Genomic DNA, 16828 nt, shown 5'->3' on the forward strand with positions numbered 1-16828 from the left:
AAGCTCACGCGTCGCCCAACTTCAACAGCAGGTCGCCCGTTTTGACCTGGAGGCCGACGCGGGCGGGGAGTTCCACGACGCGGCCGGCGCGGTCGGCGTTGATGGTGGTCTCCATCTTCATGGCTTCGATGGAGAAGAGCTTCTGGCCCTTGCGGATGGGGTCGCCGACGGCCACCGCGACGCCGACGATCAGGCCGGGCAGCGGAGCGCCGATCTGCATCGGGTCGGAGGGATCGGCCTTGGGGGTCTCGACGACCGACGAGGCCAGCGAGCGGTCGGCGATCTCGACCTCGCGGGGCTGGCCGTTCAGCTCGAAGAAGACCGTCCGCTTGCCGTCGGCGTGGGGCTCGCCCACGGCCAGGAGCTTGATGATGAGGGTCTTCCCGGGCTCGATCTCGAAGGCGTTCTCCTCGCCCGTCTCGGCCCCGTAGAAGAACAAGGGGGTGGGGAGCACGGAGGTGTCGGAGAACTTGTCCTTGTGCTTGACCAGATCGGGGAAGACGCGGGGGTACATCATGTAGCTGAGGACGTCGAACTCGGAGACCTCGGCCGGGTCGTCGACGCCCATGATCTCGGCGACCTTCTTGCGGATCGCGGCGAAGTCGGCCGGGGGGAGCAGAGCGCCGGGGCGGTCGGTCAGCGGCTTGCGGTCCTTGAGGATCCGCTTCTGCAGTTCGGGGGGGAACCCGCCGGGAGGCCGGCCCAGGCGGCCTTCCATGAACTCGACGACGCTGTCCGGGAAGGCCAGCTCGCGGTCGGAGTCCATCACGTCCTCGGGCGTCAGGTTGTTGGCCACGAGGAAGAGGGCCATGTCGCCGACGACCTTGGACGACGGCGTCACCTTCACGATGTCGCCGAACATCTGGTTGACCAGGCCGTAGGACTCGCAGACCTCAAGCCAGCGCGGGGAGAGGCCCAGGGCGTCGGCCTGCTGGTAGAGGTTCGTGTACTGGCCGCCGGGCATTTCCAGGTCGTACAGGTCGGCGGCCGGCGACTTCGGGCCGGACTCGAACGGCTTGTAGAGGGTTCGGACCTCGTCCCAGTAGCGGCTGACGTCGATGAGCGTCTGGTGGTCGACGCCCGTGTCGCGAGGCGTGAACCGCAGCGACTCGATGATCGCGTTGAGGCTGGGCTGCGAGGTCAGCCCGGACATCGACGCCACGGCGCCGTCGGCCACGTCCAGGCCCACGCCGGCCGCCATCAGGACGCTCGCCGCCTGGGCCCCGCCGATGTCGTGAGTGTGGAAGTGGACGGGGATGCCGACCTCGCTCCGCAGGGCCTCGATCAGCTTGACGGCGGCCGGCGGCTTGCAGAGGCCGGCCATGTCCTTGACGGCGATGATGTTCGCCCCGCGCTTCTCCAGATCCTTGGCCATCTCGACGTAGTAGTCGAGGTTGTACTTGGAGCGGGCGGGGTTGAGGATGTCGCCGGTGTAGCAGATGGCGGCCTCGCAGATCGCCCCCGCCTTGCGGACGGCCTCGATCGTCGCGCCCATGTTCGGGACCCAGTTGAGCGAGTCGAACACGCGGAAGACGTCGATGCCGGCCTCGGCGGAGGTCTTCACGAAGGCGTCGACCACGTCGTCCGGATAGCTCGTGTAGCCGACCGCGTTCGAGCCCCGGATGAGCATCTGGAAGAGGATGTTGGGGATCCGCTCCCGGAGCGCGGCGAGACGCTCCCAGGGGTCTTCCCGGAGGAACCGCATGGAGGTGTCGAAGGTGGCCCCGCCCCACATCTCCAGCGAGAAGAGGTTCGACAGCCGGTGGGCGTAAACGTCGGCCACGCGGAGCATGTCTCGGGTGCGCAGGCGGGTGGCCAGCAGCGACTGGTGGGCGTCGCGGAAGGTGGTGTCGGTGACCAGCAGCGGCTTCTGATCGCGGACCCACTTGCTGAAGCCCTCGGGACCCATCGCCTTGAGTTTCTGGCGGGTGCCGTCGGGGATCTTCTCGGTGTGCTTGTAGGCCGGCGGCGCAGGCTCGGCGGGGAACAGGCGCGAAGCGTCGGGCTTCACGCCGGGGAAGCCGTTGACGGTGACGTCGGCGATGTACGACAGCAGCTTGGTCGCCCGGTCCCGACGCTCGGCGAACTCGAACAGGCTGGGGGTCTGGTCGATGAACCGCGTGGTGCAGTGACCTTCCAGGAACGTCTCGTTCGTGACGACGTTGAGCAGGAAGGGGATGTTGGTCTTCACGCCCCGGATGCGGTACTCCTGCAGGGCCCGCTCCATCCGGGTGGCGGCGTCGATGAACCGGCGGCCGTAGGTGGAGACCTTCACCAGCAGCGAGTCGTAAAACGGCGTGACGATGGCGCCGGCGGCCGTGGAGCCGCCGTCGAGCCGCAGGCCGGGGCCGCCGGACGACCGGTAGTTGGTGATCCGGCCGTAGTCCGGGGTGAAGTTGTTGGCCGGGTCCTCGGTCGTGATCCGGCACTGGATGGCGAAGCCCTCGGTATGCACCGAGTTCTGGCCGTCGATGCCGATGGCCGGGTTCGAGAGCGGCTCGCCCTGGGCGACGAGGATCTGGCTCTTGACGATGTCGATCCCGGTGACGATCTCGGTGACGGTGTGCTCGACCTGGAGCCGAGGGTTCACCTCGATGAACGAGAACGTCTTGGCCTGGTCGTCGACGAGGAACTCGACCGTCCCCGCGTTCTGGTAGCCGACCGCCCGGCCGATCTTCAGCGCGGCCTCACAGATGTCCTGGCGGAGCTTCTCGTCGAGGTTGTAGGCCGGGGCGATCTCAATGACCTTCTGGTGCCGCCGCTGGATGGAGCAGTCGCGCTCGAAGAGGTGGACGAGGTTGCCGTACTTGTCGCCGAGAAGCTGGACCTCGATGTGCTTGGCCTTGGAGATGAACTTCTCGATGAAGGCGTCGGCGCAGCCGAAGGCGGCCTGGGCCTCGCGGCGGGCCTGTTCCAGCGAGGGGTCAAGATCCTCGGCCTTCTCAACGACCCGCATCCCGCGGCCGCCGCCCCCCATCGACGCCTTGATGATGACCGGATAACCCATCGCCGCGGCGACCTTCTGGGCGTCCGGGCCGGGGACGACCGGCTGGCTCCCCTTCAGCACGGGGACGCCGGCCGACTCCGCCAGCGCGCGGGCGGCGACCTTGTCCCCCAGGCTGTCGAGGATCTCGGGCGTGGGGCCGATGAAGACGATGCCGGCCGCGGCGCAGGCGCGGGCGAACTCGGCGTTCTCGGAGAGGAAGCCGTAACCGGGGTGGATCGCGTCGACCCCCTTCTCGACGGCCAGTTCCACGATCGCCGGGATGTTCAAATAACTGCGGATGGGCTCGCCCGGAGTGCCGACCTGGTACGCCTCGTCGGCCTTGAGCCGATGCACGGCGAACCGGTCCTCATGCGAGTAAATCGCCACCGTCCGGATGCCCAACTCATGCGCCGAGCGGAAGACGCGGATGGCGATCTCGCCCCGGTTCGCGACCATCAGTTTGCGGAACGACGTCATGCGGCTCTTCCCGACGGCTGGGGGTGGTGCTGGTTGGGGACTCCGCGGCGCGGGGGGAAGGGCGGCGCGGTCGGCGAACGGGGCTTCCGGTGCAAGTCGACCGGCCTGATATTTGGCCGGGTGAGGGTCGTGGGAGATCGGAGGGCATGCCGGATCACGATCCGGGACCATAACGGCCTTCCCCCCTCGCGGGGGAAGGTGCCCCGCAGGGGCGGATGAGGGGGGATCGGTGTTGGATCGAGGGCGGTCGGTTGGATGCGCGTCCGACGGCGGTCGTCCCCCTCATCTGATCGCTTCGCGATCTGTCTTCCCCCGCGAGGGGGGAAGACCGTCCTCAGCGTGGCCCGATCCGAAGCTCCGACGACCCTCGCCCGGCCCTGCGGACCGTCCGGATTCATGGGCCGCAATTATCTCAGATCGGAGGGGCGGAATTCACCCTCATTTTCGCCCCGGACGGGATTCACCAGCGTCCCGATCGGTGCGATCGTCGCGCGGACGACGTCGCCGGGCTTGAGGAAGACCCCGGTGGCGGAGCCGACGCCCGAGGGGGTGCCGGTGGCGATGACGTCGCCGGGCTCCAGCGTGATGAACCGCGAAACGAACTCGACCACGGCGGCGACGGGGAAGACCATCTCGGCCGTGGTGGCGTTCTGCTTGACCTCATCGTTGACGGTCAGTTTGATGGGCAGCGCCTGGGGATCGGCGACGGAATCGGCCGAGAGGATGCACGGACCCATGGGGCAGAACGTGTCATGCCACTTGCCGTGCAGCCAGTCGAAGAACTTGTCGCGCTCGCGGGCCTTGCGGTCGGGATTGGGCCGGAACGAACGGTCGCTGACGTCGTTGACCACCGTGTAGCCGGCCACGTACTTCAGCGCGTCTTGCTCCGAGACGTTCTTGCAGCGCTTGCCGATGACCACGCCCAGTTCGCACTCCCAGTCGATCTGGTCGGGAGAGATCGCCGGGATGACGATCGGGTCGCCGGGGTGGGTGAGCGTCGTGCTCGGCGGCTTGGTGAAGACGTAAGGGAACGTCTCCTGCCGCTCGGTCGACATGTACCCGCGTTCGACCAGGTGCTTGGAGTAATTCCCCGCCAGGAACAGCATCTTGCTGGGCGAGGGGAGGGGCACCAGCAGGTCGACCTCAGCCCGAGGCATGGTCAATTCGTTGAGCGCGATGACGTCCAGGTCCTCGACCCATTCGTAAAGCCGGCGGGCCTGCTGGAACGAGGGGCCGTTGGGAGGAAGGAGGTCCAGCAGGTCCTCGGTATCCGCCAGCAGCATCTCGTCGCCGGTCTCTCGGCTGTAAAGCTCGGCCGCCTGGTCAAGCGGGATCACCGCGTCGTCGCGATAGAAGCCGGTCAGCACGAGGTCGTCGCAGCGGAACCGACAGACGCGCATGAGGACGCCTCCTCGTGAGTTTTGAACCGACCCGACGCCTTCCGACCCGACTTCCGAACCTAGACGATGATCGCTCCAGTGTATCGACATCCCGGCGCGAGTCCAGACACGCGTTTGATTGCTCGCGCGGTCGGGAAAGGGGTCGTCGAAATGCGAATCGGGCCACGCCGACTACGGTCTTCCCCCCTCGCGGGGGAAGATAGATCGCGAAGCGATCAGATGAGGGGGCGACCGGCGTCGACCGCGAATCGACGCTTCGGACTCAATCCGACGCCGATCGCCCCCTCATCCGGCCCTTCGGGCCACCTTCCCCCGCGAGGGGGGAAGGCCGTTATGGCCTCGAATGTTCACCCCACCTTTTCCCCCTGATGCGCCCGGCGGGCGAGGTTGAGGCCGCCCAGGGCCGGCTCGGGGACGAGGGTCGGGGTTGGGTCGTAGCCTCGGGCGCGGAGGTCTTCCAGGAGGGAGTCGGCCAGGGCGGGGGTGGAGACCAAAAAGCCGCCGGCCAGGCCGATGGGGAGCGGGCCGGACTCCCAGCCCAGGGAACGCGCGGCGGCGGCGGCGGTCTCGCCCAGGTCGCGGCCGGCGGGGCGGATCAGCTCGTCGAGCAGCGTCGGGTCGTCGGCGGCGGCTTCCACGACCGCTCGGGTCAACGCGGCGATCTTCGTGCGATCCATCCCCGGCGCGTACACGGCCGAGACGATCTTGGCCGGGCCGTCGATCCCCAGGGCTCGGCAGATGCAGTCGGTCAGCGGGTCAGGACCTTCGTCCTTCGGGTCGCGGCCGTCGATCCGGCGGGCGACTCGGCGCAAGGCGGCGCAGGCGACGGCGAAGGCGCTCCCTTCGTCGCCGAACGTCGCTCCCCAGCCGCCGGCCCGCGACTTGCGGCCGTCGCGGTCGCGCGAGACGGCGATCGAGCCCGTGCCGGCGATCACTCCCACGCCCCAGCCTTCCGGCGTGCCGGCGGCGACGACGAGGTCGCCGTCGTTGACCAGCACCAGGCGGTCGGCCCAGTTGCCGGCGACCGACCACTCGCCCAGCAGGGCCTTGTCCTCGGGTCGGTCGAACCCGGCCACGCCCAGACAGGCGACCGTCACCGACCGCGGCCAGAGGCCCGCCTCGGCGAACGCGCCGGCGATGGCCTCCTCCAGCGCCGTTCGCGCCGCGGCCGTGCCGACGGCCTTGGCGTTCGACGGCCCGGCCTCGCCCCGGCCGAGGATCGCGCCGTCGGGTCCGCCCAGCAGGGCGACCGTCGAGGTCCCGCCGCCGTCGACGCCCAGAAAGAGGAGGTCGGCCGCCTTCGTTTCCTGCCCACTCATGATGCGTTCGCCCTCGCCTTCTTCGCCTCGACGGCGCGCCGGACCTGGCCGCCGTGGGCTTCCAGCAGCGATTCCGCCTCGGCCGGCTCCACGCCCGCCAGCTCCACCACCAGGGCCGTTTTGAGCTTGCCGCCGCAGGCCGCCAGCAGCTCGACGGCTCGCGCGTCGTCGACGCCCGCCAGCTCGCGGAGCATCCGCCGGGCCCGGATCCGGAGCTTCTCGTTGACCGGCGTGAAGTCGATCATCCGGTTGCCCCAGGTCTTGCCGATCAGAACCATCGCCCCGGTCGTGATCATGTTCAAGACCATCTTGGTGGCGGTGCCCGACTTCAGCCGCGTCGACCCCGAGATCACCTCGGCGCCCACCAGCGGCGCGATGTCCAGGTCGACCTCCGCCCCCAGCAGGCTCGGCCGGTTGCAGGAGACGCCGACGGTGGCCGCCCCCCGCTTCTTCGCCTCGCGGACGGCGCCCAGCACGTAGGGCGTCCGGCCCGAGGTGGCGATGCCGACGACGATGTCGCGGTCGGTCACGTTCATGTCGGCGATCTCGGCCGCGCCGACGTCGGCGTCGTCCTCGGCGCCCTCGATCGACCGCGTCAGAGCCTTCTGGCCGCCGGCGATCAGGCCGACGACCATCTCCGGCGGCGTCGAGAAGGTGGGGGGGCATTCGGAGGCGTCGAGCACGCCGAGCCGGCCCGAGGTCCCGGCGCCGACGTAGATCAATCGCCCGCCGCGGCGGAACCGCTCGGCGGTCCACTCCACGGCCTTCGCGACGTTCTCCGCCTCGGCCCGAACGGCCTCGACGACCTTCACGTCCTCGTCATTCATGATCTGAACGATCCCCAGCGCGCCGACCGCGTCGATCTCGGTCGTTCGGGGGTTGCGGGCCTCGGTCAGCAGGTGGTCTTCCAGCGCCATCGTATCGGACTCGCTCAGCTCGTCGGTTGGAGGGATTCGGCCGCCGGGATCGGGCGGACGGTGGGGAAGATGCGGCCCGCGGCCAGGCCGACGATGAACGTCGTCGTCGAGCCCACCAGGGCGTACCAGGGCCACGCCAGCGAGGTGCCGAACTTGGCGTACATCACCGCGGCGACGCCCGCCGCCAGGCCCGTCAAGGCCGCCCCCTGGCCGACGTCCTTCGTCACGTTCCCCAGGATGAACAGGCCCAGCAAGATGCCCGTCGTGAAGCCGGCGATCGCCAGCGCGTTGTCGACCACGCTCGCTTCCAGGCCGGTCGCCCACCAGGCCACCGACGCCTGCACCACGCCGAACCCGATCGTCGCCAGCTTGGAGAGCCGGACCAGCCGGACCTCGTCCGTGTCGCCGGTGATCGGGCGATAGAGGTCGTTGATGAGCGTCGACGCCGAGGCGTTCAGGGAGCCCGAAAGCACCCCCATCGCCGAGGCGAAGATCGCCGCGATGACCAGCCCCAGGATTCCCGTGGGAAGCTGGTCCACGATGAACTGCGAGAACGCCCGGTCCGGCCTCGTCACGGGCTCGGACGGCGGGAACTGGCCGAAGAAGACGTAGAGCGCCACGCCGATGAACAGGAACAGGGCGAACTGGGCCAGCACCACGAACCCGCTGGCGATCAGCGCCCCCGCCGCCTGCTTCTGCGACCGGGCCGCCAGGTATCGCTGGACCATCATCTGGTCCGCGCCGTGGGTGGCCGTGTTCAGCACCATGCCGCCGATCAGGCCGGCCCAGAAGGTGTAGGGCTTGGTCAGGGTGAAGCTGAAGTCGAACGTCTTGAACTTGTCGGCCGCCTTCGCCGTGTCCATGAGCTGGCCCAGCCCGCCGGGGAGTTTGTGGATCAGGATGTACAGGGCGATCAGGGCCCCGATGATGTAGACGGTGAACTGAAGGACGTCCGCCCAGATGACCGCCTTCACGCCGCCGATGTAGGTGTAGATGATCGTGGCGACCTCAACGGCGATGATCGCGTAGAGGATGTCCCACCTGGTGATGATCGACAGGACGGTCGCCGCCAGGAACAGCCGCAGGCCGTCCCCCAGGTTGCGGGTGAAGAGGAACAGAATCGACGCCGTGCGACGGGTCGCCTGGCCGAAGCGGTTCCCCAGCACCTGGTAGGCGGTCTCGATCTGCCCCTTGAAGTACGAGGGGAGCAGCACGGCCGAGACGATCATCCGGCCGAAGATGTAGCCGATCGGCAACTGGAGGAACTCGAAGTTCCCCTTGTACGCCGTCCCCGGGACGCTCAGGAACGTCACCGTGCTGGTCTCGGTGGCGACGATCGAGATCATCACCGCCCAGATGGGCATGTCGCGCTCGGCGAGGAAATACCCCTTGAGCCCTTGCTCCCCCTTGCCGCCGATCCACCCCCCGAGCGCCGTGCACCCGAGAATGTAGACCACGATCACCGCTACGTCGATCGGACTCATCGGCCTCACCGGAAACGGTCGGATTCTGTTCAGACGCCCACATCAAGGCCGCATCGACGCCTTGCCGTCGGGAGAGGGGTCGATCTTAGCACATTCGGCGACGACCTTGCATCCTCGGTCGAGGCCGCCGCCCGACGAACCACCGCCTCACCCGTTGATCGTCGGCGACGAGGGCCGCTGAACGTCCTGCGAAATCACCGTTCTCCGTGGCGAAGTCGCCTCTCGCGTTGAATGGCGTCTTCATTCGGTCACCGCAGGCCGACCACGCCTTATCTCCACTCGTGGGACGCCCCAAACGACAACGACGTCGACCGTCCCACGAGACAAGAAGGAGATAAGGATGAGCTTTCGCCTTGGCAAGTGGACGTTGATGATCGCTCTCGCGGCCGGGGCTGTCGCCCCGGAGGCCTCCGCGGCCAACCTGGTCACGAACGGCAGCTTCGAGAGCGCCACCGGATTCAATGGAAGCAAGGAGAACCTGAGCACCCTGACGCTGACCGGGTGGAGCCTCGGGGCCCACGGATCGTCCGGTTCGCTGGGCTACCTGGTCGCCCCCGGCCAGGCGGACAACGGCGACTATTTGTCGGTGTACAACGGGTTTCCGAACCAGAGCCCGGACGGCGGCAAGTTCGTCATGATCGACGGCGACCCCGCCTGGACGGTCCCCATCTATCAGACGATCAGCGGCCTGACCGTTGGGCAGGTCTACATGCTCACGTTCTACCAGGCGGCCGGCCAGCAGGCGGGGTTCACCGGCCCCACCACCGAGCGCTGGTCGGTGACCTTCGGCTCGGATACGCAGCTCTCTCACAAGTTCGAGCTCCTTCAAGGGGCGACCGGCCAGTGGGAGAAGCAGACGATGTTCTTCCAGGCCACGTCGGCCAGCCAGGTGCTGACCTTCCTGGCCGTGGGGACCCCCAACGGCGCCCCGCCGATCGCCTTCCTGGACGGCGTCTCGATGGAAGCGGTGCCTGAGCCGTCGAGCATCGCCCTGGCTGCTCTCGGCATCGTCGGCGTGCTCGGCGGTCAACTCCGCCGCTCCCGCCGGGCTTCGGCCTGATCGCCCGACCGCTCGTCGCGACTCGGCAGACCTCTGCCGGCCGGAGGCTCTCGCCTCTTGGCCGGCTTTCGGCTGTTCGAAGGGGAATGCCGCAACACGGCTCCTTGAAACGAGGCGAACGGAAGAAGTACCCTCGATCACCGGACTCACCGCCGCCCCCGCGCGAGGTCGCCCCCGATGGATCACGACGAAGCCGCCCGTTGCTGGGAAGGCAACGCCGAAGCCTGGACGAAGCTGGCGCGGGCTGGTTACGACGTCTACCGCGACGGCTTCAACACGCCGGCGTTCTTCGACCTGCTGCCGGACGTGGTAGGGCTCTCGGGCCTGGACGTCGGCTGCGGCGAGGGCCACAACACGCGGCGGCTCGCCCGTCGAGGAGCCCGCGTCACGGCCGTCGACGTCTCGGAGACCTTCATCCGATACGCCCGCGAGGCCGAGGCCGCCGAGCCGCAGGGGATCGACTACCGGGTCGCGAGCGCCCTGGCCCTGCCGTTCGAGGCCGGCACGTTCGACTTCGCCACCAGCTTCATGTGCTTCATGGACGTCCCACAGACGGACCGCGTGCTGGCCGAGGCCTTCCGCGTCCTGAAGCCGGGCGGGTTCCTCCAGTTCTCGATCTGCCACCCCTGCTACGACACGCCCCACCGCCGCAACCTCCGCGACGGCCACGGCCGGACCTACGCGATCGAGATCGGCGACTACTTCCGCAACCGGACGGGGGACGTCGTGGAATGGATCTTCTCGTCCGCCCCGCCCGAGGCCACGGCGGGCCTGCCGAAGTTCCAAACGCCCTACTTCACCCACACGCTCTCCGAGTGGCTCAACCTCCTGATGGACGCCGGCTTCCACATCGAGCGCCTCGCCGAACCCCGCCCCGACGACGAGGCCGTCCGCGTCTACCCCGCCTTGCAAGACGCCCAGGTCGTCGCCTACTTCCTTCACGTCCGGGCCCGAAAGCCGAGCTAGCTCGATTTCGTCGTCGCCCCGAAGAAACTTGCAATGAAATCCCGGCCGCGCGGGACTACAAAGGAGAGAGGGGTCCGCGAGAGGCGACGGGAAGGAGCGAGCCATGGCGAGGCAGGCCGGCGCGAGCGTCAACGGCGATCTGGACCGGTGGACCGTGGAAGCGGGCCAACCCGACGGTCTGCTGCTTCAGGCGTTCCTCACCCGCGACGAGGACGCCGCCGAGGAGGCCTTCCGCCGCCTGGTCGACCGCCACGCGGCGGCCGTGATCCGCGTCTGCCGCGACGTCCTGGGCGACGAACACGAGGCGCAGGACGCCGCGCAGGCCGTGTTCCTGGTCCTGGCCCGCAAGGCGGCGACGATCGGCCGGCCGGATTCGCTCGGCTCCTGGCTGCACGGCGTGGCGCTTCGAGTGGCTCGCAGGGCGCGAGACGGCTCCGAGCGTCGTCGACGGGCCGAGGCGAAGGGCGGAGCGGCGACGGCCGAGCGCGCCTCGGGCGTTGCGGCGATCGACCCGGACGACCTCCAGATCCTCCACGAGGAGCTGGACCGGCTCCCCGACGGCTACCGCCTGCCGCTGGTCCTCTGCTACTTCGAGGGCTACACCCAGGAGCGGGCCGCCGGCGTGCTCGGCTGGCCGTACGGAACGCTTCAGGCCCGGCTCCACCGAGGCCGACGCAAGCTCCGCGAAGCCCTCGTCCGTCGCGACCCCGCCCTCCGCGGGGCCATGGCCGCCCTCGTCGGCTTCCGACCCGACCCCGCCGAATGGACGACCCGAACCGCCCGCGCCGCCGTCCGCTTCTCCGGCACGGGCGCCCAGGAACTCGTCGGCCCGAACGTCGCCCAGTTGGCCCTCGCCTCCGCCGGTTCGACGACGCCCGCCCTCGCCTCGGCCGCCGGCCTGCTGGCTCTGGGAATCGCTTTGGGCGCCGTCTGGTTCGCGGGCTTCCGCCAGCCGGCAAACGACCTGCCAACAACACAGTCAGAAGCGCCTATCCTCCCTTCTCCCCTGGTGGGAGAAGGTGCCCCAGAGGGGCGGATGAGGGGGGTCGTCACCGTCGCTAAACCTGGGGATCCCCCTCATCCGGCCTTCGGCCACCTTCTCCCACCAGGGGAGAAGGGAGGAAGTTCTCGCCCCAGCCTCGATCTGACCTCTGCGCCCAACACTTCAAGCCCCGTTCCTCCACCCCCCGCCGGCCTCGCGGCGTCCGTCGCCCCCACCCCCGAGCCTCGTCGAGCTATCGACGGCCGGGAGTTGTTCCAGCGGATCTGGGCGGCCAACGACGCTCGCAGCCACGGCGGCGACGGGCTCGGGCCGGTGTTCAACGCCCGGTCTTGCCTGGACTGCCACGACCAGGGGGGCGTCGGCGGGTCGGGCTCGGCGATCCACAACATCGACGTCGCCACGGTCGGGCCGGCGGGGATCGGCGGCGGGGAGTTCTTCTACGCCTTCAGCATGAACTTCGGCGGCCAGGGCTTCGAGTACCGGTTCGGCTACGACCCCTCGCAGTGGGCCTCGGCCGACGGTACGCGCCGGACCGACGCCTCGGCGGCCTCGGCCGTGCATCCCGGGTTCCGCGACTCGCGGAGCGTCGTCCTGCACCGGTTTGGGGTCGACCCGACCTACGCCGCCTGGCGCGACGCCGTCCCCGGGCTGCACGGGAACGTCGACGTCCGGGTCTCCCAGCGCAACCCGTCGCCGCTGTTCGGCCTGGGGCTGATCGACGCCATCCCGGACGAGGCGATCATCGCCCACGCCCGCCGGGGAGGGGGACGGGTCGCCCGCGTCGAGGGGGGCCGCGTCGGCCGGTTCGGCTGGAAGGCCCAGACGGCGACCCTGGAGGAGTTCGTCGTCTCGGCCGCCTCGTCGGAGCTGGGCCTGGAGACCCCCGGCCGTCGCCAGGCCGACTCGCCCCACCGCCCGGGGCTGACGTCGCCGGGGATGGACATGGACCGCGAGGAGTGCGCCGCGCTGGCCGCCTTCGTCCGCGACCTCCCCGCGCCGGTCGCCTCCACGCCGGCCGACCCGAAGGACGCGGCGGACGTCGACGAGGGCGCCAGGACCTTCCGCTCGATCGGCTGCGCCGGCTGCCACCTGCCGAAGTTGGGGGACGTCGAGGGCCTCTACAGCGACCTCCTTCTCCACGACATGGGCGCCGACCTGGCCGACGCCGCGGGCTACACCGTCTTCGGAGCCGGATCGACCGCCGACCCCGAGGATCGGGCCGCCTCCAAACGCCGCGAGTGGCGGACGCCCCCGCTGTGGGGCCTGCACGACTCCGCCCCGTACCTCCACGACGGCCGCGCCGAGACCGTCGCCCGAGCCATCGTCCTCCACGGCGGCCAGGGTTCCGCCTCGGCCGACCGCTTCACCAGACTCTCCCCCCGACGCAAGCGTCAGGTGGAGGCGTTCCTGGATTCGCTCACGGCCCCTCGCGGACGAGTGGAATAGGCGAGCCAGCCGACGATCGACTCCCTCTGTCTCAACTCTCTACTCCACGGGCTCGTCGTAGAAGCGATTGTAGCTGGACCATTCATCGTGTTCGTCGTCGTACCAGCCGCAGCGTCTCCAGCTTCCTTCCTCGCCTTCGATGACGTATTCCAGTACCAGATGATCCTTGTCGCCCAACAGTTGCTTCAGCCTCCGCTCGCCGCTGTAAAGAAAGAGCGTGGCCTCAAACCCAGCCGGCTGCGTCCCTTCAAAGCCCACCAGACAAAAAGGCCCGCGCCATGCGAGTTCCAATGCTCCCGCGAACGGGCGGGGGCTCGCGATCATGGCCCACAAGAAACCATCGTTGATGCGTTCCTCTCGAATTTCGACCGGCAGCCCGAGAAACGCCTCCAGCTTGGCGAGAACGTGTCGAGCGACACGCGACACTTCGTCATTGCCATGTGAGGCATCTTTGTCATAGTCACGCAAGAATCTGTCGAATTCATTCACTCTTCCAAACCTCTTCGGATTCACGCCGACGGCCCCGTCCCCAGCAGCCCGGCGATGGCCGCTTCGATCATGTCCATGCGGGCGAGGCCTTCGCGGAGGCTTGCCGTGATGCCCGACTCTCCCCAGTAGGCGCCGGCGAGCTGGCCGCAGACGGCGCCGGTGGTGTCGGCGTCGTCGCCGAGGTTGACGGCTCTGAGGACGGCTTCTTCGAAGCCGGCCGCATCGTGGAAGGCCCAGAGGGCGGCTTCGAGGCTCTCGACGACCCAGCCGGAGCCGCGGATCGCCGGCGGCGTCTTGCCTCGGTAGCTGCCAGAGGCCACGTCGCGGATCAGGGGGTGGAGCGGCTCGGCGGCGTCGAGCTGGAGCAGGGGGGGCCAGTCGGCGGCAAGGACCACCTCCCGCGGCTCTCCCTGGATCAAGGCGGCGAGGACTGCGGCCAGGTAGCGGCAGGCCGACGTGCAAGGTCCGCTGGCGTGCGTCGGCAGGCTCGACTCCGCCGCCAGGCGGGCCAGCTCGTCGACCTTCTCGGGATACAGCTCGACGTAGCGGATGGGGATCGGCGCCAGCCGCATGATCGAGCCGTTCCCCGCCGACGATTCCCAGGGGTCGCCGGCCCCCCGCGCGTTGCCGCCAAGCTCGAACCGGAGCAGGGCGGCGGCCGTCGTGTTGCCGATGTCGAAGCAGACGCCGTTGACCGAGTACGTCCCCAGCCGCCGCCACTTCACATAGCGGGCCGCCTGGTCGTCAAGGTCCCAGCCCACGCTCCCCAGGCTGTCGGCCAGGGCCAGGGCCATGCTGGTGTCGTCGGTCCACTCGCCGGGTCCCAGGGCGTGCGGCCCGCCGTCTCGATAGCCGACCACCGGCCGGAACGTCCCGGGGCGATGGAACTCCACCGCCGCCCCCAGCGCATCCCCCACCGCCAGCCCCACCAGAGCCCCGCGCCGCCTGTCATCCCAAGTCTTCCCCCCCTCCGACTCCGACATGACTGGACTCCCCATCGAGTCTTCAAGGACCAGGAAGATCCATGACGCCCACCACTATGAATCCCACCATCCAACACGGCAACCCTGACAGTCGCCACGTCTCAAAATCTCGACACGCCTCGATCTCGCTTAAACACGCCGACCCGAAGAAAAACGCTTGCGCAAGTCTATCTAAACACACCAGGCTGACGAAAAGCGGTTGGGACGGACCCTGGCGCTTATCTCGACGGCAGGCAGAGCTTTCCCAGAACGGCTGGACGGCGGGCGCCGGTGACGGAGGGGAGCGAGGTCGGCAGGCCGAAGAGCGCCTCGTGGCCGAGCACCGCGAAGGCCATCGCCTCGCGGGCGTCGCCGGGGACGCCTCGGTCGTCGCCCAGGATGAACTTCGCGGGGGCCAGCAGCTCGGCGAGGCGGCCGAAGAGGGCGGGGTTCTTCACGCCGCCGCCGGCCCCGACGACCTCGACCACCGGCGGCACGAACCGGGCGAAGGCGTCGGCCACGGTTCGGGCGGTGTACTCGGTGAGGGTCGCCATCAGGTCGGCGTCGAACCGGCCCAGCAGAGCGCCGGCCCGCTCGACGAAGTCGTCGCCGTACATCTCGAAGCCCGTCGACTTGGGGGGCTTGCGAGCGAGGTACGCGTCCTCGGCAAGCAGCCGTTCGACGAGCCCCTCATCGACCTTCCCCGCCTTCGCCAGAGCCCCGTCGCGGTCGCATGAGAGCGATCCGCCGGAGATCCGCCGGGCGAGGCGGTCGATCAGGGTGTTGGCCGGTCCGGTGTCGAAGCCGAAGACCTTCGACGGGTCGGGGTCGAGCACGGTGACGTTGGCGATCCCTCCCAGGTTGAGCACAGCGCGTCGGGAGGGTTCGGGCTCGCCCTCGCGGGGGGCGTAGAGGATGACGTCGGCGAACGGCGAGATCGGCGCTCCCTCGCCGCCGGCGGCGATGTCGCGGGCCCGGAAGTCGGCGATCGTCAGGCAGCCGGTGCGCTCGGCGAGCACGTCGCCGTCCCCCACTTGCAGCGTCGCCCCGATCGCCCCCGGCACCGAGCTGTGGTGATACACCGTCTGCCCGTGCGAGCCGATCAGGTCGATGTCCCCGGGCGCGATCCCGGCCGCCTCCAGCGTCTCCAGGCAGGCGACGGCGAAGGCCTCGGCGACGAGCACGTTCATCTCCGCCACGTCGCGGACGCCCCACTTCGCCAGCCCAAGGATCCGGGCGCGGGTCTCGGCCGGGTAGGGGGTCTCGGCGTAGTGGATCAGCTCCACCTTCGCCCCCGGCCGACCGGCCACCGGCGTGCCGAATCCGTGGATCCGGCAGACGGCCGCGTCGATCGAATCGGCGCTGGTGCCCGAGATCATCCCCACCACCACCCGCGACGGCTTCCCCGTCCGGCCCTCGATCATCCCGCCCAGCGCACTCAGCCCCATGTCGCCCTCCCCTGAATCATTCCCTCCCAACATCGTAACAAGCGCCAGCCGCCCGCCGATTGGGTTCCTTCGCACCGACCACGATTCCAACCCGTTCGACGCAACCCTCGATCAAGCAACCACTTGAGCCTCCCAAACTTGGCCTCGAATTTTGGCTTCCTTTGGCGAGAACATGAAGCTCCACTTGCTTCAAAAGCTCTCCTGGGGCGCCATGCCCACGCTCGTCGTGGGCCCGCGATCGCCAACGCCCGCCGAACCGCGCCAAGCCGAATCAAGACGGCCTGACTGCGACTTCGACTGGCTTCGTTCGCCGAAGCACTCGGACCGCTCAACGCCCTCCAAAGCACGTCCCCCATGAGGTTTACGCCACACCGAAATTTGGCTTCGATCGGCAAGAAGCACAGGCATTCTCGCTCGCCTTCCCTCGGGTTTCCGAATTGAGAAAGAGCCCGCGTCCACCGCCTTCTATTCTCACTATGGACCCAACGAGCCTCCCCCGAACGCCGACCGGACGGATTTCTCAAAAAAACAATTTTCCCCCGGTCCTGGATTCCGACGCGTGCTGACCGTTTCGATGGCCTCCGACGGAAGATAGTGCCCGGCCGCCGTCGTCCTAATTCGTAGGGGCACCCCTCGTGGGTGCCCGATCGCCATGGGATGCCCAATCGCCGTTGAATGTCCACGGCGGTCGGGCACCCACGAGGGGCGCCCCTACAGGTTGGGGCGACCCAATCGGTCGATCCCTGGGCAAACTTTGGGAGGCAGACCTCCGAGGCGACGCGGTTGCCCCAAGTCCCCTCTCCCGCCGGGAGAGGGTGGCCCGAAGGGCAATACTGTTCGGCAAGGGAATTGAGCTTCAGAAGAAGCGATG

Annotated in this window: 11 protein-coding genes; 3 read left to right on the plus strand and 8 right to left on the minus strand. The window is 68.8% G+C overall.

Annotation, left to right across the window (positions count from 1 at the left end):
- Positions 1-4 precede the first annotated feature (4 nt).
- The 5 genes from G5C50_RS29510 to G5C50_RS29530 form a co-directional block, all read right to left on the minus strand.
- Positions 5-3463 carry a pyruvate carboxylase gene (locus tag G5C50_RS29510; RefSeq protein ID WP_165074957.1) on the minus strand — a complete coding sequence of 1153 codons (3459 nt, stop codon included), beginning with the start codon at positions 3461-3463 and terminating at the stop codon, positions 5-7.
- Positions 3464-3870: 407 nt separating this feature from the next.
- On the minus strand, positions 3871-4863 hold the full coding sequence (locus G5C50_RS29515) for a fumarylacetoacetate hydrolase family protein (RefSeq protein ID WP_165074959.1): 993 nt from the start codon (positions 4861-4863) through the stop codon (positions 3871-3873).
- A 347-nt stretch (positions 4864-5210) separates the two neighbouring features.
- Positions 5211-6182 carry an N-acetylglucosamine kinase gene (locus tag G5C50_RS29520; RefSeq protein WP_165074961.1) on the minus strand — a complete coding sequence of 324 codons (972 nt, stop codon included), beginning with the start codon at positions 6180-6182 and terminating at the stop codon, positions 5211-5213.
- Positions 6179-7099, minus strand: a complete 921-nt coding sequence (murQ, locus tag G5C50_RS29525) for an N-acetylmuramic acid 6-phosphate etherase (RefSeq protein WP_165074963.1) — start codon at positions 7097-7099, stop codon at positions 6179-6181. The genes G5C50_RS29520 and murQ overlap by 4 nt, the downstream gene beginning before the upstream one ends.
- Positions 7100-7113: 14 nt before the next feature.
- Positions 7114-8583 (minus strand): sodium:solute symporter, encoded by a 1470-nt coding sequence (locus G5C50_RS29530; protein ID WP_165074965.1) that lies wholly within the window; start codon positions 8581-8583, stop codon positions 7114-7116.
- Between the two features lie 340 nt (positions 8584-8923).
- Between G5C50_RS29530 and G5C50_RS29535 the strand changes: the two genes are divergently transcribed.
- The 3 genes from G5C50_RS29535 (at position 8924) to G5C50_RS33065 (ending at position 13058) form a co-directional block, all read left to right on the plus strand.
- Complete coding sequence (locus tag G5C50_RS29535; protein ID WP_165074967.1) at positions 8924-9643, plus strand: PEP-CTERM sorting domain-containing protein; 720 nt, start codon at positions 8924-8926, stop codon at positions 9641-9643.
- Positions 9644-9820: 177 nt separating this feature from the next.
- Positions 9821-10609: a class I SAM-dependent methyltransferase gene (locus G5C50_RS29540; RefSeq protein WP_165074969.1), complete on the plus strand. Its 789-nt coding sequence runs from the start codon at positions 9821-9823 to the stop codon at positions 10607-10609.
- A gap of 103 nt (positions 10610-10712) precedes the next feature.
- Positions 10713-13058 (plus strand): sigma-70 family RNA polymerase sigma factor, encoded by a 2346-nt coding sequence (locus G5C50_RS33065; RefSeq protein WP_165074971.1) that lies wholly within the window; start codon positions 10713-10715, stop codon positions 13056-13058.
- 39 nt (positions 13059-13097) lie between these two features.
- On the opposite strand, the gene G5C50_RS29550 is transcribed toward G5C50_RS33065, so the two are convergent.
- From G5C50_RS29550 to G5C50_RS29560, 3 genes are all read right to left on the minus strand, one after another.
- On the minus strand, positions 13098-13547 hold the full coding sequence (locus G5C50_RS29550; RefSeq protein ID WP_165074973.1) for a hypothetical protein: 450 nt from the start codon (positions 13545-13547) through the stop codon (positions 13098-13100).
- A 20-nt stretch (positions 13548-13567) separates the two neighbouring features.
- Positions 13568-14530 carry an ADP-ribosylglycohydrolase family protein gene (locus G5C50_RS29555; RefSeq protein ID WP_165074975.1) on the minus strand — a complete coding sequence of 321 codons (963 nt, stop codon included), beginning with the start codon at positions 14528-14530 and terminating at the stop codon, positions 13568-13570.
- 218 nt (positions 14531-14748) lie between these two features.
- Complete coding sequence (locus G5C50_RS29560; RefSeq protein ID WP_240907415.1) at positions 14749-15957, minus strand: anhydro-N-acetylmuramic acid kinase; 1209 nt, start codon at positions 15955-15957, stop codon at positions 14749-14751.
- Positions 15958-16828 lie beyond the last annotated feature (871 nt).

The organism is Paludisphaera rhizosphaerae (assembly GCF_011065895.1).
GTDB lineage: Bacteria > Planctomycetota > Planctomycetia > Isosphaerales > Isosphaeraceae > Paludisphaera > Paludisphaera rhizosphaerae.